At 38.1% G+C, this 15,185-nt stretch carries 9 protein-coding genes and 1 pseudogene; 6 read left to right on the top strand and 4 right to left on the bottom strand.

What is annotated here, in order from left to right:
- Positions 1-173 precede the first annotated feature (173 nt).
- Positions 174-2,297 (bottom strand): annotated as a pseudogene (locus tag DESMER_RS06345) (thioredoxin domain-containing protein).
- 264 nt (positions 2,298-2,561) lie between these two features.
- On the opposite strand from DESMER_RS06345, the gene DESMER_RS06350 reads away from it, so the two are divergent.
- Positions 2,562-3,623: a DUF3231 family protein gene (locus tag DESMER_RS06350; RefSeq protein ID WP_014902245.1), complete on the top strand. Its 1,062-nt coding sequence runs from the start codon at positions 2,562-2,564 to the stop codon at positions 3,621-3,623.
- Positions 3,624-3,854: 231 nt separating this feature from the next.
- Here the strand turns inward: DESMER_RS06350 and DESMER_RS06355 are convergent, their stop codons facing one another.
- Both DESMER_RS06355 and DESMER_RS06360 read right to left on the bottom strand, forming a co-directional pair.
- Positions 3,855-4,580, bottom strand: a complete 726-nt coding sequence (locus DESMER_RS06355; RefSeq protein WP_014902246.1) for a LytR/AlgR family response regulator transcription factor — start codon at positions 4,578-4,580, stop codon at positions 3,855-3,857.
- A gap of 118 nt (positions 4,581-4,698) precedes the next feature.
- Positions 4,699-5,967, bottom strand: a complete 1,269-nt coding sequence (locus DESMER_RS06360; protein WP_014902247.1) for an ATP-binding protein — start codon at positions 5,965-5,967, stop codon at positions 4,699-4,701.
- Between the two features lie 442 nt (positions 5,968-6,409).
- Here DESMER_RS06360 and DESMER_RS06365 point away from each other — a divergent pair, with 442 nt between their 5' ends.
- The 5 genes from DESMER_RS06365 to DESMER_RS06390 all read left to right on the top strand — a co-directional run bounded on the left by DESMER_RS06365 (position 6,410) and on the right by DESMER_RS06390 (position 13,621).
- Positions 6,410-7,519: a two-component system sensor histidine kinase NtrB gene (locus DESMER_RS06365; protein ID WP_014902248.1), complete on the top strand. Its 1,110-nt coding sequence runs from the start codon at positions 6,410-6,412 to the stop codon at positions 7,517-7,519.
- Between the two features lie 280 nt (positions 7,520-7,799).
- A complete protein-coding gene (locus tag DESMER_RS06375; RefSeq protein WP_014902249.1) occupies positions 7,800-9,437 on the top strand; it encodes a sensor domain-containing diguanylate cyclase in 1,638 nt (545 codons plus the stop codon).
- A 570-nt stretch (positions 9,438-10,007) separates the two neighbouring features.
- On the top strand, positions 10,008-10,571 hold the full coding sequence (locus DESMER_RS06380) for a hypothetical protein (RefSeq protein ID WP_014902250.1): 564 nt from the start codon (positions 10,008-10,010) through the stop codon (positions 10,569-10,571).
- A 90-nt stretch (positions 10,572-10,661) separates the two neighbouring features.
- Positions 10,662-11,129: a hypothetical protein gene (locus DESMER_RS06385; RefSeq protein WP_014902251.1), complete on the top strand. Its 468-nt coding sequence runs from the start codon at positions 10,662-10,664 to the stop codon at positions 11,127-11,129.
- 263 nt (positions 11,130-11,392) lie between these two features.
- Entirely contained in the window at positions 11,393-13,621 is a 2,229-nt protein-coding gene (locus DESMER_RS06390; RefSeq protein WP_014902252.1) for a HelD family protein, read from the top strand.
- Between the two features lie 218 nt (positions 13,622-13,839).
- Here DESMER_RS06390 and DESMER_RS06395 read toward each other — a convergent pair whose 3' ends face one another.
- The gene (locus tag DESMER_RS06395; protein ID WP_014902253.1) at positions 13,840-15,015 is read right to left on the bottom strand and encodes an SAM-dependent methyltransferase; all 1,176 of its coding nucleotides are present in this window, start codon (positions 15,013-15,015) and stop codon (positions 13,840-13,842) included.
- Positions 15,016-15,185 lie beyond the last annotated feature (170 nt).

Raw genomic sequence — 15,185 nt, forward strand, 5'->3', positions numbered from 1 at the left:
AGCGGCGTGGAGTTCTGCCCTGAAAAGAAGTATATCAAAATGAGTTAGAAGGCTCTTTTTTTGTGGTGTAATAGTGTAGATTTATCATGATAATGCAGATCTCATACATGGAAAACCAGGGTTAGTCGCTTTTAGCCTATAGCTTAGCGCCAGCCCTGGTTTTCGATCATTTGTTATGAATTGTTCAGAAGTGCTTGGAAGTCTGCCAGTTCGTGAACAGGTCTTTGACAGGTAAAATTTTCGCATAAATACGCTGTCGTTTGATCCGGCTCAACAGGGTAATCATGAAGCCAAGGGACAATATCACTAATACTTCCTTCTTGGTACAAAACTGATGAATAGGGACGAAACTCAGAGAAGAAAAGTTTACGCATTTCCGGAAGTTCAGTGGAGTTAAGGGAGCCTGCCAGTATCAATTCTTGAGAAGGATGAAGCGCATACTGGATAGCTTGGATAAATGCTGTGTACCCTGAAGGATGCTCTTCAAGAACTGTTCGGAAGTCCAGCAATTGCTGCTGGGCCTTTTGTTCCCAATGTTCATCTCCGGTTAGGCGGGCGAGACGAAGTAAATTGAGGGCAGTGATGGAATTGCCAGAAGGAAGGGCACCGTCATAACTTTCTTTGGGGCGAAAGAGAAGTTCTTCTGCGTCTGAGCCTGTCAGGCAATATCCGCCGCCTTTTTCGTCAAAAAACAGAGAATCTTGTTGTTTTTGAAGTTCCAGGATGGTTTGGAGGACTTCAGGTTTGCCGTTTGCAGAGTAAAGTTCCAGAAGACCCCAAATTAGAAAGGCATAATCATCTAAGTATCCCAAATAGGCAGTATCACCCTCACGGTAACGGGCCATCAGACGGCCGTCACTTCGCCGGAGCTGAGTAAGTACAAAGTCTGTTGCTCTTTCAGCTGCTTTCAAATAGGAAGTGTCTCCCAGAACTTGAGCCCCTTTTGCTAGGGCAGCAATCATCAAACCATTCCAGGAGGTTAATATCTTATCATCTTTATGAGGGTGGACTCGTTTTTCCCGTGCATTAAAGAGTGCTTGCCGTGCGGATTCTAGAGATTGCAATACTTTCTCTTCAGATAAAGAGTTCTCCTGGGCAAGCTGCTTGATATTTCCCAATAAAAGGTTGGGTATATTTTTTCCTTCGAAGTTTCCTTTAGGAGTGATGTCATATACAGCACAATACTTAGCCGCTAGCTCTTTATCTAGAACGGCTTCAACCTCCTGGGGAGTCCAGACGTGGAATTTTCCCTCTTCCCCCTCAGCGTCGGCATCTTCTGCTGAATAGAAACCTCCCTCGGGCGATGTCATATCTCGCAGTACATAGGTGAAAATCTCTTGGGCGATTTGAGCATCTTTAGAAAAGTTGGTTGCTTGATAGCTTTCTAAATACGCTAGGGCTAATAAGGCGTTATCATAAAGCATCTTTTCAAAGTGAGGTACTAACCATTTATCGTCGGTACTATACCGGGCAAATCCAAATCCCACATGGTCATAGATCCCGCCGAGAGCCATACCATCGAGAGTCTTACGGAGGATTTCCCGGGCTCGGTCCTGAGGATGATCCTCCCCATAGCGTAGGAGAAAGGTTAGTGTATGTGGAGTTGGAAATTTTGGGGCGCTTCCAAAACCTCCGTAACGTGAGTCAAAGCTCTGGTCAAGGACGGAATATGCCTGGGAGATAACGTTATTTCCCCAGGATTGGATGGATTCCGAGGTATCATTAGGGTTACTTGAGACTGGAGAGGTTTTATTGGGTACTGAGCGTCCGGTATGGACAGCATTCACAATCTGATCCGCAGACTCACGTAATTTATGTTCATTAGTTGCCCAGAGAGTCCCTACTTGTTCTAAAAGCTCCAGCATTCCCTTATAGCCATAGCGCTCTGTTTTTGGGAAATATGTCCCGGCAAAAAACGGCTTTTTCTCGGGGGTCATCATAATTGTCAGCGGCCAGCCCCCTGATCCTGTGAGAGCTTGGCAGAAGGCCATGTACAAATGATCCACGTCCGGGCGTTCTTCGCGGTCGACTTTGATAGAGATAAAGTAGCGATTTAGTAAGGCTGCAACTTCATCGTCTTCAAAGGATTCCCGTTCCATTACGTGGCACCAGTGACATGTAAACTTCGTGACCCACTAGGAATACCCAATAGATAGGAAAATTGGCTTGTTCTCTGCTTTCGCTTTCTGAAAAGCTTCATCTCCCCAAGGAAACCAGTCTACAGGGTTGTTTGCGTGTTGGAGTAGATAGGGTGATTTTTCCTTGGATAGTCTATTGGGTTTATTCATAATAGTCATATAGGCAACACCTCCTTTTTTTGCTATCTCCGCAGTTAATATACCCAAACAATACTCACCTAACGCATTAATAGGATAGTCCTAAGCTAATATTTTCTACATGGGAATCTGATTAATATTAGGCTTATAAGTAAATAATAGACTTGTTGAGATTGATCGTAATAGGTTAATTCATAGAATTAAAGATGAGATATGGTTGAGATTCCTGAAAGAATTTTTTACGAGGAATTATTATTATTGTATTACTTGTTTCAGGAGGTAAGGATGGAAAACATACAAACAACTCTTCAAACTAATTCCGAAAAAGTCAATTTTACAGAAGTTGATCATAATTTAGAAAACGTCATGCCGACTGCAACTGAGATATGCCATCTTTGGTCAAGCTATATGGCTGAATGTATGTCCGTTGCATTTCTAAAACATATGGTCGCTAAATCCAAAGACCCTGCATTTCATAAGGTTTTGCAATTTGCATTAAATACTTCAAGCCAAAGAGTAGATTCTATGGAGAACTTGTTTAATGTAATCTTACATCCGATACCCTACGGGTTTGGAGAAGAAGATGTTGATATTAATGCCCCACAATTATTTTCTGAAGAATTTTGTGTCATGTACACACGTTTTACGTCTAAATATATTCTGATTAACTATGGTTTTGCTTTTAGTGATTGCACCCGCTCAGACTTCAGGCAGTTATTTTCTGGTTTTATAGATGGTACTAAGGCAGTTATTGCGACAGCTGATAATGTCTTAATTGCTAAAGGTCTTTTAACTAAACAGCCAAATATCCCAGTACCGAAAAAGACTGTTTTCATCAATAACAAAGGTTATTATGGCTCAATATTTGGTGCCAATAGACCGATTAATGCCATTGAGATCAGCAATATTTTTAACATTACGACTTTTAAGAGAAATATGAGGGCTCTAAAACTAGGGTTTGCTCAAGTGGTAAAATCAGAAAAAATAAGAGATTATTTAATCAAAGGGCTTCATATGGCCGATAAACAATTGGACATATTGGTCTCCTTTCTCCATAAAGAAGACTTACCGGGTCCTGAAATCCTAGATTTTCGAGTGACTGACTCCATAGATTCGCCCTATAGTGACAGGCTTATGCTCTATCATGTGACCGTGATGATAGGATATATTGCCCAGTCGTATGGCCATGGTATAACCAATACTGCAAGACAGGATATCGGTTCAGCTTTTACTCGTCTTATGATTGAAATTATGAAATATACCAAAGATGGAGTCGAAATATTAATTGAAAACAATTGGTTTGAACAGATTCCGCAAGCTGCCGATCGCCAGGAGCTAACACACTGAATATTATGTTCTATCCTTTGCTTTTCCTTCTATATTTGATACATTTTAAGAGGCTGCTCATCTCCACCATTAACACACTAACATATAAAATTTCTGTTTGCGTGATCCTGAGGCCGATGGATTCGGCATGGTTACTCCTCCGTCGCGAAAGAGAGGGCAAATGGTGCATCGATGCACCATTTGATTTTTAACTCCATGTGCAGGTTTTTTGAAGCTAAAAGGCTGCTTTTTTCACCCTTCAAAGGAATAATCGATATATGCCTGTTTAATAGTCTTATAGAGCTCTCTGGAGACTGGAATAGGCTTATTTGAAAAGGTGATGATGTCTTTATCCGTAATACGGTGAATACTGTCCATATTCACAATGTAAGAGCGGTGGGGCTTAATAAACCGTTTATCCCTAAGCAAGTCGTTCTCAAGCTGGCTCATAGTTCCATAGCTTTCCAAAACCTCACCCGTTGTTAAGTGAAAGAATAATGTTCGCCCTAAAACCTCGGTATATTCAAGATTATGTAATAAAATTTTAGTTAAACAAGTTTTACATTTTACAAGAATTCCTTTTTCCTTTTCATCAGCAATCTCAGTACAAGCCTTTTCTAAAATGGGCATAAGCTCTTCTTTGCTGATTGGCTTTAGAAGATAATAAAAAGCATCTACTTTGTAAGAATCTACAGCAAACTCGCGTGACGAGGTTAAAAATATTATTTTGGATAGGTTGCTTTTCTGTCTAATCTCTGTTGCAACCTCAATACCGGTCATCAAAGGCATCACAACGTCTAAAATTAAAAGATCGTAGCTTTTACGATTTTCTGTTGCCGCAAGCAAATCCAAGCTGCTGGAAAAGATGTCGCATTTAATGTTGTATTTAGAGCTATGAGAAGCTCTAAACTCCTCTACGATTTGGTTTATCTGTAATAATTCATTATAATTATCATCACATATAGCAATATGTAGCATAAAAAAGTGCCATTCCTTTCGCTGTGCTCAAAGGGACTAAAGCAAAGACTGTCCTTCTTAATGAGGACTTTTTTGTTGTACCCTTTTATTAAGCAAATCACTCTACAACAGTACGCTACTACAGAATAATGCTTGTCTTAAAGATTCTGTCTTCGGCTGTGAAGGAATACATCCCGCCGTATTTATGTGCTATCGCTGCGATACTTTTTGTGCCAAAGCCATGATTCGTATCCGTACTTATCGGCATGTCGTCAACAAATATGATCGTGCCATCAAAGCTGTTGGTGATTTGTATATAGAGCTTATTATTGTTGACTTTGGAGACGATTTTTATGATTCTGTCATTTGTGCCATAAATACCCTTACAGGCACTAATAGCATTTTCAAGGGCATTAGCAAAAATAACACAAAGATCCATATCGGAAACGACGTTTTTCTGAGGGAGATTAATCTGAGTTTCAACAGTAATCTGTTCATTCTTGGCCCTCGCTATATAAGAAGATAGAATTAAATTGACCGTATAATTCCTGCAATATTTTTCAACCACAGCACAGTTAATAGTTTCTTCGACCTCTGTAATATACTTTTGCGCCGCCTCCTGGTTGTTGTCTGCGAGATAGGAGTTGATCAGATTCAAGTGGTGCCGCATATCGTGGCGATACAGCATTGTTTTTTCTTGTGATTCTTCCAATGATTCAAAATGAATCTGTGCTGCGGCTACTTGAGTCATTAATAAATTCTGTTCGTTTTGGAGGGTAATCTGTTCTCTGGTTTGTTTAAAAAAGCGCAGAATCAGAAAATAGGCTGAAAGAGTCAAAATAAAGAGTAGCACAGCATCCTTTAAAATTGGCCGAATGATAACATTGTCCAAATCATATTTTGCAATAGAATAAATAAGTATAGAGTATGAAAGCGGTATAATGCAAAAGCCAAACCAGCCTTTATCGGTGTTGTTCATCATGTAAAGAAATGGCGGACGGATATACTTGTAAATTATAAATCCTGTGGGCAGATACAGGATATAGCAAACAATGTTCACGATTTCCCTGCTGGAGTCAAAAAAAGATGAAATAATAAGTCCTACTAAAGAGAATGATGTGCTTATAGCGATGAGTGTCAAAAGAATAAAGAATACCTTGATTGGTTTGAATTTTGAGATGAACACAAATGCTAAAAATACCGGAAGGTGGACAAGAAGGGGATATAGTTTCATAAACTGTGCATACCCTAAATTGAGCAAAACCAACCCATCACAAACTAGCATGATAGCTACATAAAGCCCCAACAGATAGCGGTCTCTTTTGCGCATTATCTCACAATCCAAAAGCATATACATCACGCTGATTGCGAAAATAAAAGATAGAACCGATCTTATATAATCCATCATATTGCTAACTCCTATTCGTCTCCCGATTTTAATTATGTCAGCAGATTTACCTTCCAATATTTGTTTCATTATACTAAAACCGTTACAAAAAAACACCTAAAACCGTCTAAAATTACATTTCATAACAAAAAACACCCGTTTCATGCGGGTGGCAATTTATTTACTATATTTATTGCAATAATTTTAATGAGTCCAAATATCAAATAATATTTGTGTCGCCAATGGCATTAAATTTCTAGAGCTCAGAGGAATACAAATATAGATAACAAAATTTCGCTTTTTCACAGTCAACGTCTTCTGAAAATTGAGGTGCGATGAACATAATTTTAAATGTTAAAAGGAGGTAGTTATTACGCCCTATGACTTTATAACCTATGTTATAGTGGTCTTATTTTTCTGCTGCGTTTCAATATGGATAGTGTTAGCTTACAAGGATATTATCGTGCAAAAATTAGCATATAAGAAATTAATTAAGGCTCAAGAAGAGACAATTTCAATTGTCGAAAGTATGACAGATGGTTTTTATGCCTTAGATAGAGACTTTCAATTCACTTATGTAAACCGCGCAGCTGAAGTTGCTTTTAGTAAATCTCGGGATGAGGTATTGGGCAAAAAAATAACTCAAGTATTTAAGGCTAATGAAACCATCCTATTGAACTATAATAAAGTAATTTACGAAAATTGCCCAATAACTTTTGAAATCATCTCTGAAGCTCTAGGCAATAAATGGTTAGAAATAAATGCTTGCCCTACAGACAATGGACTAGCTTGTTATTTCCGTGATATTACAAGTCGTAAGTCAGCAGAAGAAAACCTCTTGGACGGAGAGCATTGTCATATAACGGGGATTATGGACGTTACCGAACAAAAGCGTATTCAAAAAGAGATGGCTAATCTTGAGCGTTTAAACCTGGTGGGTCAGTTGGCTGCTGGTATAGCCCACGAAATAAGGAATCCGATGACGACAGTTAGGGGTTATCTTCAACTTATATCTGCAAAACCCAATTATGCAGACCAGAAGGATGCCTTCAACTTGATGATTTCGGAGCTAGATCGTGCAAACTTTATTATTTCGGAATTTCTTGCGCTGGCTCAAACTAAACCTACTGAATTTAAATCCCAAAATCTTAACGACATTGTTACTAATTTATACCCACTTCTAGAGGCAGATACTTTTACGCAAAACAAAAAAATCCGTTTTATTCCCGGTGAAATTCCCAATTTGGATCTTGACGGAAGAGAAATCTGTCAACTGTTACTGAATTTAACACGCAATGGACTTGAAGCAATGGGGGTGGGTGGTTCTCTAACTATTAAAACTTATGTAGAGGACAGTACGGTAGTGCTTTCAATTAAAGATGAGGGGTCTGGCATTCAACCAGAAAACCTCAAGAAATTAGGAATCCCCTTCTATACAACTAAAGACAGTGGGACTGGGTTGGGTCTACCAACTTGCTTTAGAATTGCAGAATCTCATAAAGCTAAGCTAAAGATATTCTCTAGTTCCGGTGGGACAACTATCTGTACACTTTTCCCCATTCCGGATGAATGATCGAAAACAGGTTCTCAAACTCTATGTCAATAGTTCCAAAAATCATCGTCCTGATAAAAGATTTCACAAAATCACTCATTACCATTATAAACAATTGAAGGCTTCCTCCCAAATATCCTTTCTCGAATTACTTCTGAGAAAGGATATCTTTTATTCTGAGATGGTTAATATTCAGTATAGAACTGGGGGCGGTTTTCAGAATAAATCAATTTATAATAACGCTTGAAGAGGATGGAAGATTTGTTGTTAATTAAAGGATTTTGGCTGTTGAAGGAGAATAATGTCAAGATCCTTGAAAGGAGGGGTGTTTATAAAACTTGACATTCTAACCCTTGCTTTTATCCTCAGTTTGACATTGGTCACCCAGGTTAGCGCTCTTTTTCTCCAATATAGAGTGAATAAAACCTACAGTGGAATTGGATGTTGGCTGCTGGGTTCTAGTTTAATGGCACTGGGATTTATCTTTATGCCCCTGTTAACCGTAAAATCCCTCGAAATGCTTGCCAGGATCGCTAACCCACTGGTGATTTTAGGGCATATCTTCTTATATATCGGCATTTTACAGTTCCTAAATAAGAAATTGAATCAATGGATACCAATTTCGATTTTTTTATTTTTTACTCTTTCCTATTATAATTACATGTATTTCAATAATGATATTTCTTCACGTACAGTTGTCGTACAAGCTACGATAGCTATTATTTCATTTATGATCTCATACCAGCTTTTCTTCAAAAATGACAGACTTATCTCTTGCTCAGCCAACTTTACCGCCACTGTTTTTCTCGTATATGGATGTTTTTCAACATTACGTACCTTTTTGGCAATTATGTTACCTCCTATGCGCTCATATAGTGACCAAGCGGCGACTCTTATCGTTGGATTTATTGTTCCAATCATCACAAGTGCTTTATGGACATTTGGGTTGATTATCATGGTAAATCAGAGGCTAAATAATGAAAATCAAGTAGAAAAAGAAAAGTTGCAATTGGTCTTTAACACAAGTCCAGATGCCGAATTGATAACGCGATTGAATGATGGCTTATTTGTTGACGTCAATACTGGATTTTCAGTATTAAGTGGCTACACTCGTGCCGAGGTCATAGGAACTGCTACATTAAAAATAATCTGGCATAATATCGCGGATCAAAAGTCTTTCACAACTAAGTTGAATGATCGAGGAATTTGTGTAAACGAGGAATTTCTTTTCCAACGTAAAGATGGAAGTCAGTTTGTGGGAATGATCTCAGGCAGGATCATTGAGATTAACACAGTACCCCATATTATTAGTGTGATTCGTGACATTACAGAGCGCAAGCTGGCAGAGCAGCAAATACAAAAGCTGGTTCAACAGCTTGAAATCGAGAAGAATACCGCTCAGCTCAATTCGATTACTGACAGTCTGACAGGTTTGGCGAATCGTAGATATTTTGATGAGGCTCTCAGAACAGAGTTTTACAGGATGAAGCGATCTGGGTCAACTTTGTCGCTAATCATGCTAGATGTAGATTATTTTAAAAAATTCAATGACCGCTATGGCCATTTAGCCGGAGATGAGTGCTTGCGGCTGGTTGGAACTACATTAAGAACGATTGTTGGGCGAGCGCCTGACATTGTTGCACGATATGGAGGAGAAGAGTTTGTTGTTATACTGCCCGAGACAGACAAAAATGGGGCTAAATCTTTGGGAGAGCGAATCCGGAAAGCAGTTGAAGAGCTTGCTATTCCACACGCTGCATCCGACATTGCTGAATGTGTTACGGTTAGCCTCGGGGTTGTAACCGTTTACACGAACCGTTTAGCATCACCAGAGAAAGTTGTGTCACTAGCTGATGAAGCACTTTATTGTGCCAAAAAAGGAGGACGTAACCAGATCGCGGTTGCACCTCAACTTGTTACAAAGGTGCTATCAGATTGAAATCTTCTGTCAATCAAGTGTCAATTCAAAATACTAGATAACATTTTAAAAACTAGACCTGATTCTTCTGATGTCAGAATTATCTGATAAAAAACTGATTATATAAGAGTCTCTAAGACGTCATCAGAATCACTATACAAGGTGATTAACGATATTCTTGATTATCGGGAGGCAAATCCTTAACCCAAACCGAGATAGGTTTTGGCGTCTGCTATTGAAAAGCCCCAAACTTAACTCAATTCTTCGTTTTTATCAATCCGAAAGCCACTTGGTATTGAAGTGCTTTTTATCTTTATACGGGTACCGAATTTGGGTGAATCCCAAGGATCTAGCTTTATGGGCATTTTCTCTAGCATCGAGGTATTTTTCGTAGATCGCTTGAATGGACTGACTGTGGATTGGGTATTGACCTTTTGTTGCCAAATGCAACATCCTGTTGAAGTTTCACTTTAAGTAATTCACTTGAAATGGATGTTTTTACGATTTTTACATTTTTAACCTCTGAATTTATTTTTATATAGAGTGAAACAATAAGAGTTGCGAGTATAAAAATTTTAAGGAGAGGTTTAAATGGAAAAAATTATATCATTGATTATTGGATTACTAGGTTTTACTCGTAAAGTAGGTAAAATGAAAGATTCAATGGTTATTTCGATGCTAGGTGGGTTAGTTGGAGTAATTTCCATGGATATGATAAACATATTATTATTTATCACTAAAAAATCGGAAAATACCTTAGCTCATGTAGGCGGATCAATGTTTGTACACAAAATAAGAGTTAATCAACCGAAAAATGAATTACTAGGACAGATTTGGCATATGCTCACGGGTATTGGGCTGGGTATCCCCATTATGTACTGTTTAAAAGCCACAGGTATAAATTATCACCGTATGAAAGGAGCTTTCATAGGTGCAATGAGTTGGGGGTTAGTTTATGGATTAGGTGGTAAAATACAGTTATATTCAGCAAAACCACGGTTAACTAAAACACATTTTAGTTACTTATTAACGGATATTGTTTATGGATTATTTACTGCTGAAGCTATAAAAATCCTTTCTGACCCAGAAGTGTTTGAAGATAATGATATCGTTTTAGAACATCCGTCAAGTGAAATAGGCCTTGTGGCAAAATAATAATTAATCAGAAAGGCATTTCCTGTCAAAGGAATCCTTTCTGACTCAGAATTTAAAGTTGGATACTCAACTACCATGGAGGTAGTTTGCATGTGTATAGCCTTTCTACTGAATGCGTATAATTTACTAAAGATAAATGTTGCAAAAAGGGGTTATATGATGACCGAAGACAGTATTATCCAAAAGGTTAAAGATAGCTACTTTGATGATTTAACTATTAGACTCGAAGAATTAAAGAAGATGCTGAGAGAAGTAATGCCTGTAGAAGGCTATGTAGATCATGAAATATTCGAAGAGGATGGAGTCACGACCTTTGTCTTTAAGGACTATTACAATGAAGATAAGTGGGATGCTGCAGATTTACTATGTAAGTTGACTATCAATTCAGAAGGAATCATTCAAGCTGTTGAACATGACATTCCTCCGTACATTAATAATATAAACAAAAGAATAATGCTATTCCTTTCAGGTTTGGTGGGGAAGGAGATAAATTATAAAATGAAAGATGACCATATGGTCGATCCCCTTGAACCGGTGGTTGATTATTTGTATGACTAACGGAATATTCATTGACGCATCTCTTTGCCAGGAGAGCATAGTTTGCTATACGGTAGTACGTAAATAGGGCAGTCATTCCGGCTTGGAAATGACTGCCCTATATTTTGTCTTTTACTAGACTTGAAGAGGCATGTGATATATAATAAGGAAGGTTTCTTCGAAAAATAATTATATATAATATCCCTTACTAATACTATATCATAAAGACCACAGGAATGTCAAACGGTTTTTCTCAAAATTCTTTTGTTTAGGAGCGTGATCCAATGGACAGTTACCAAGAAAATCATCAAGAGGAGATTGAGTATCTTAAGAAGACATTAGCCTTTATCGAAGAAGAAGTGAAAAAGGAAGAGAAAAATTTAGAAGAGAAAAAGAGTGATTTAATAGCTGCCAAAAAGGATATGTATGAAAACACTGTTCATATTGCGAGCGATTTTGAGAGTCTTGTCGATATTAACCTGCATCTTATGCAAGTCAATAATCATATATCGGGTTACGACACACGGCGCATCAAGAACCTCAAGAAAATGATAAACTCACCTTACTTTGGCCGCTTTGACTTTATAGAAAAGGGTTTTAATGAAAAAGAAAAGATATACATTGGACTTTACAATTTAATGGATAAAAACACGGGTGAAGTCTACGTTTATGACTGGCGCGCACCTATTTCAAGTGTATTTTATAGATATGAATTAGGTGAAGTAATGTATGACACTCCGGCAGGGGTTAGTCGGGGAGATGTGTCTTTGAAAAGGCAATATCAAATTCGAGACTCACAGCTTAAATACTTTTTCGATTGTAGTGTTAGGATTACCGACGAAATACTACAGGAAGTACTAAGTCATAATACTTCCGCCAAAATGAAAAATATTATCGAAACGATTCAAAAGGAACAAGACGTAATTATTAGGGATAGGGATCATGAGCTCTTAATTGTGCAAGGTGTAGCGGGTAGTGGAAAAACATCAATTGCTCTGCATAGGATTGCCTTCCTTCTTTATGAGGGGCTTAATACCAATCTGCAGTCTAAGGATGTGATCATAATATCTCCTAACTCAGTTTTTAGTCATTATATTTCCAGTGTCCTTCCTGAGCTTGGAGAAGAAAACGTAAGGCAAAGCATCTTTGACGATTTAGTTTTAGAGGTTTTGCAGGGCAGGTTTGGTAAGGAAACAAGGGAGATGCAGCTTGAAGCCTTGATACATTCCCGCGTGAAGATTGGGGATGAAGGTCGGAAGAAAAGCATCGATTTTAAGGGTTCGAGGGTATTTAAGAAAATTCTTGATAGACTTTTATGGCACTACGCCCATCGGCTTATTGAATTTGAGGACGTCTATTATAACGGAACAATTCTTGCGACCAGGCAGCAGCTAAAGAACCGTTTCCTACACAATGAAATTGGTATTCCCATGGCAAAACAGCTCAATAAAATCGAGACGATCCTTTTGCAAAAGGTTCACCCCTTACAGAAAAAGAGACTCAAACGTTTAGAAAAGATTGTGGAAAAAAGTGAAGGGCATGAGTTTGAAATAAAGTCCTTTAGCCGCTTATTAGCTATTAAACAAGCCGTGGCTTTTCGGGACCGTATTCAAAAATTCACGAAGGTTGATTACGGTGACTTGTATACGCAGTTATTCAAGAACCGTGGGCTTTTGCATAAATTGGCCCAAGGACTAACACTTCCGGAGAATATTAACGAAATCATTTCAACAACTCTTCAGAATCTAGAAGAGGGGCAAGTGCACTATGAAGATTACGCTCCGCTTCTTTACCTGAAACTGAAAGTTGAAGGGAATAATGTGGTTTCTGGTATTAAACATGTGGTCATTGATGAAGCCCAAGACTATACTCCTCTGCAATACGAGGTTTTTAAGATCTTGTACGATAATGCAACCTACACTGTTTTAGGAGACATACGTCAAGCGATCGAAAAACCAATAGACTATTCACTATATGACGATGTTTCCGAGATACTCAATAAAGGTAAGACGATTAAGCTGTCTTTAAATAAAGGCTATAGGTCAACTTGTGAAATTAACGCCTTCACACAGAAGCTGCTTGGTGAAGGAAACCAACACGATTATTGTTCTATTGAACGATATGGTGAGGAACCTAAGGTTATTCAGCGAGAAACATTAGAGGGAATTGATCAGTCCATCATAGCAGACATAGGGAATTATACCCAGCAAGGGTATGAATCAGTCGCCATCATATGTAAAACTCAAAAAGAGGCAGAAAAGGTGTTTAGTCGCTTGAAAAAATCTGTGCAACTAACCCTTATTAAACCTCAAGAAGGGGAAGTTATAAAAGGTGCTCTAGTCATTCCAACTTATATGGCAAAGGGATTAGAATTTGATGTTGTGATTATCTACGATGTTAATAAGGAGAACTATGTAAGTGATTTTGATAGACAATTACTGTACATTGGCTGTACACGAGCACTTCATCGACTGGTAATTTATCACAAAGGGGATAAAAGTCCCTTGATTTAACAATGAAACCTGAGAAGGCAAATCGCAAAGTGGCCATACGTCAAGCTGGTATGACGGTATTCTCTATATTGAAAGGCTAGAAAACTAAGAAAATAACTGAAAAGAAACGAAGAAAAAAATAGACCATCTGATTGGATTTTGAGAATCCGATTAGATGGCCTATTTTATTTGAAGCATTTTCACTGCGCCTATGGGGGGTTAAGATTATGAAAAATCCTTTAAAAATAGATATTCTTTCGGGTCAAAGGCAAAGTATTATTAACCCCCTTCGTAAACAAGAATTGATGGAGATCAAGATTGCCAGAATGGAAAGACGCGGCACTGGAGTTAAGATAGAGACGCCACATCCGAATAAAAGTTTCATCCTTGATTTTCATGATTAACGGAAGGGAATTCTCGAAATTTTGGATCCAGTGCTCAAGGGTTTTAGTGTAGTGCTCACGAAGGCTTTCAACGTCTATGAGGTAGAAGTTGTTAGCGGCCATTAGTGCAACCAATTCTTGTATTGTAGGAATATATCCGCCAGGGAAAATGTATTTCTTAATCCAACTGTTCGTCGGAGATTCTTTATATGCTGTGATGCAGTGCAGGAGAGATACTCCGTCTTCATTTAGTAGGGATTTTACAGTAGAGAAATAATCATTGAGATGTTCCTTTCCTACATGCTCAATCATCCCTACGCTTACCACCCGGTCAAAAGTTCTGCCTTCTAATTCTTTGTAGTCTATGAGTTGGACTTCAACCAGATCTTGTAATCCTTCATTTTCAACTCTTCTAAGGGTTTTAGTGTATTGTTCCGAACTCAGGGTAATACCGAGAGCTTTAGTCCGATAAACTTTAGCTGCAGTAAGAATAAGTTCTCCCCATCCACAACCGATGTCGAGTAGAGTTTGACCGGGCGTTAAATTTAGTTTGCGCAAAATATGTGTGACTTTGTTACGTTGAGCCTGAAGCAGACTATCTTCAGGGGACATAAAATAAGCGCAGGAATAGGTCAAGGTTTCATCTAACCATAATCTAAAAAAGTCGTTTCCAATGTCATAGTGAAATTGAATATTCTCTATATTTTCCCTGATATTGCTCGTAAACACTTTAAATAGTTTAGTGTACCCGTTTTTCTGGTGAAGAAAGCTATCCTGATTCTTATAAATAGATTCAATGACTTTTTGGACACTTCCCACAACATCAAACTTCTTTAGCATATAACCTTCGCCAAATGTCATATATGGATCTCTGATAATTTTCAATTTTGGAATAGGTTCATTAAAATTAATTCGAAACTGCGGATTTCCTATACCATACTTAATAAGCTCGTCATCCCAGAAGTTAACTTCACAAGGATCGGCAAATAGGTTTTTCATCAGGTGTTTGTAAAATAATTTGTCAATATCCATTTTGTGCCTCCCTATATATTTACAGACTCTCCATCTGGATTTGAGAGATAGTCCATATTATGCATAGCTTGGCTTAATTGGGACAAAGATAGGGATTCTTTTTTTATCGTATTGATTTCAATTGCTAAGAAAAGTTTTTTTTATGGAACCAACTCATTTATACAGCTCTT

This window comes from Desulfosporosinus meridiei DSM 13257 (genome assembly GCF_000231385.2).
In the GTDB taxonomy this organism is placed as follows: domain Bacteria; phylum Bacillota; class Desulfitobacteriia; order Desulfitobacteriales; family Desulfitobacteriaceae; genus Desulfosporosinus; species Desulfosporosinus meridiei.

Excerpts from the sequence above, each read along its gene's own strand:
- DESMER_RS06395 (WP_014902253.1), bottom strand. The coding sequence starts at position 15,015 with ATGGATATTGACAAATTATTTTACAAACACCTGATGAAAAACCTATTT.
- DESMER_RS06375 (WP_014902249.1), top strand. The coding sequence starts at position 7,800 with ATGTCAAGATCCTTGAAAGGAGGGGTGTTTATAAAACTTGACATTCTA.
- DESMER_RS06355 (WP_014902246.1), bottom strand. The coding sequence starts at position 4,580 with ATGCTACATATTGCTATATGTGATGATAATTATAATGAATTATTACAG.
- DESMER_RS06390 (WP_014902252.1), top strand. The coding sequence starts at position 11,393 with ATGGACAGTTACCAAGAAAATCATCAAGAGGAGATTGAGTATCTTAAG.
- DESMER_RS06380 (WP_014902250.1), top strand. The coding sequence starts at position 10,008 with ATGGAAAAAATTATATCATTGATTATTGGATTACTAGGTTTTACTCGT.
- DESMER_RS06385 (WP_014902251.1), top strand. The coding sequence starts at position 10,662 with ATGTGTATAGCCTTTCTACTGAATGCGTATAATTTACTAAAGATAAAT.
- DESMER_RS06350 (WP_014902245.1), top strand. The coding sequence starts at position 2,562 with ATGGAAAACATACAAACAACTCTTCAAACTAATTCCGAAAAAGTCAAT.
- DESMER_RS06360 (WP_014902247.1), bottom strand. The coding sequence starts at position 5,967 with ATGATGGATTATATAAGATCGGTTCTATCTTTTATTTTCGCAATCAGC.